Genomic DNA, 1,957 nt, shown 5'->3' with positions numbered 1-1,957 from the left:
TACCTTGACACGGTAGCGGTCACTGGTTCAATCCCAGTATCGCGCACAGTAACGGCCGGGGCCGCGATCCATCAGGATCGCGGCCCCGGCCTTTTGTCGTCTCGTTCCCGTGGTTCCCCTGGCCCCGACCGCTGGAACCACCGGGGCGTCCGGGACAACCGGGGCGTCCGGCGGGAACACGGGTGGGAAAAGAGAAGAGCCGCGTACGGACGCCCTCACCGACGTCCGTACGCGGCGTCTCCGCCTGCCGGGGCGCTCTGCGCACCGCTCTCGCCCGTCCGCGTGTCATCGCGGCCGCGGCCTCCCCGGCGGCACCGCTCCCCGTCCCCAGGGGATCGGTGCCCGTCTTCGACCGGCCTCGGGGCCGGTGTCCTTCATTCCCCGCTCAGCGGGTGATCAGATCGGCGACGGCCTGGGCCTGGTTCGCCATCTGCTCCCACCCGCCGAACAGCAGCACCAGGAGCACGGCGCACGGCAGGGCCATCGCCAGCGCCACGGCGGGGTGCCGCGTGGGCTGCTCGGTGGATCGGGACTGGACGGAGGCCGGCCGACGGCGGGGGGTTCCCGTGATCTGCGGTGCCATGTCCTTGCTCCTGATCCGGTCGAGTTGGCGCGGTGGACGGCTTACCTCGGGGGACGAGCTCCCCGTCCACCGCTGGACACAACGCTATTGGCCGGAGGGTCCTCCGGGCGTCATGCCGTCGTACTGTTCCTCGGACGTCCGGGAGGATGACGATCCCACTCGGGGCCTACTACCGCAGGGGGACGGAAGGCTCATCCGACCCCCGAGGGAACCCTGAGGGGCAACCCCGAGAAGCCCTTCGACGCCCTTGTGACCTGCAGGTCAACGCAAGATCCGACAATCGCACGGTGGCTTCAGGTGTTGCGTATCAGCACACCGCAGCGGGCAGTCCGTAAGCTGTGCCAGACAGGAACTGACGATGCCCCAACCGACGGGGCCTCACCCACAGGCTGACGGGGAACGAAACATGGCGATGATGCGGCTGAGGCGTGAGGACCCCCGCATCGTCGGGCCGTACCGCCTGCACCGGCGACTGGGCGCCGGCGGCATGGGCGTGGTCTACCTCGGCTCCGACCGCCGCGGGCAGCGCGTCGCCCTCAAGCTGATCCGCGCCGAGCTCGCCGAGGACCAGGAGTTCCGCACCCGCTTCGCCCGCGAGATCGCCGCCGCCTCCCGGATCCGGGGCGGCTGCACCGCGCGCGTGGTCGGCTCGGACATCGAGACCGAACGGCCCTGGCTGGCCACCGCGTACGTGCCGGGGCCCTCGCTCTACAAGCGGGTCGGCGACGAAGGGCCGCTCAACTGGCCCGAGGCCGCCCGGATCGGGGCCGCGCTCGCCGACGGACTGGTCAAGGTGCACGAGGCGGGAGTGGTCCACCGGGACCTCAAGCCGTCCAACATCCTGCTCTCGCCCCGAGGCCCGCGGATCATCGACTTCGGCATCGCGTGGTCGCGCGGCGCCAGCACGCTCACCCACGTCGGCACCGCGGTCGGCTCCCCCGGCTTCCTCGCGCCCGAGCAGGTCCGCGGGGTCGCCGTCACGCCCGCCACCGACGTCTTCGCCTTCGGGGCCACCCTCGCGTACGCACTCACGGGGGACACCCCGTTCGGATCCGGGGCGTCCTCCGAAGTGATGCTGTACCGGGTCGTCCACGAGGAGCCCGACCTCTCCGCTGTGCCGCCGCAACTGGCGCCGCTCATCCGGGCCTGCCTGGCCAAGGAACCCGCCGAACGCCCCGGAGCCGCCGCGCTGCACGAGCGGCTCAGCGAACTGGCGGCGCGCGGTGCGGCCGCCGGGAACCCCGGCGGCGCCCGCGGCACACGACCCGGACGGGCCGCCCCCGCACCCGCTCCGGCCCAGCAGGAGAACGGCCGGCAGAGCGTGCCGGCCCCCGGACGCCCGCCCGAGCCGCCCGCCGCGGCACGGGCCCGGGC

Annotated in this window: 2 protein-coding genes; one reads left to right on the top strand and one right to left on the bottom strand. The window is 72.9% G+C overall.

Annotated elements, in window-relative coordinates; translation table 11 throughout:
* Positions 1-385: 385 nt before the first annotated feature.
* Positions 386-583 (bottom strand): hypothetical protein, encoded by a 198-nt coding sequence (locus tag ACFVVA_RS42080; RefSeq protein ID WP_359915397.1) that lies wholly within the window; start codon positions 581-583, stop codon positions 386-388.
* A gap of 406 nt (positions 584-989) precedes the next feature.
* On the opposite strand from ACFVVA_RS42080, the gene ACFVVA_RS42075 reads away from it, so the two are divergent.
* Positions 990-1,957 (top strand): serine/threonine-protein kinase (locus ACFVVA_RS42075; protein WP_387696009.1); only part of this gene is annotated, 968 nt, incomplete at its 3' end.

This window comes from Kitasatospora sp. NPDC058048 (assembly GCF_042885555.1).
GTDB lineage: Bacteria > Actinomycetota > Actinomycetes > Streptomycetales > Streptomycetaceae > Kitasatospora > Kitasatospora lactacystinica.
This window is presented reverse-complemented; position numbering and strand designations above follow the sequence as displayed.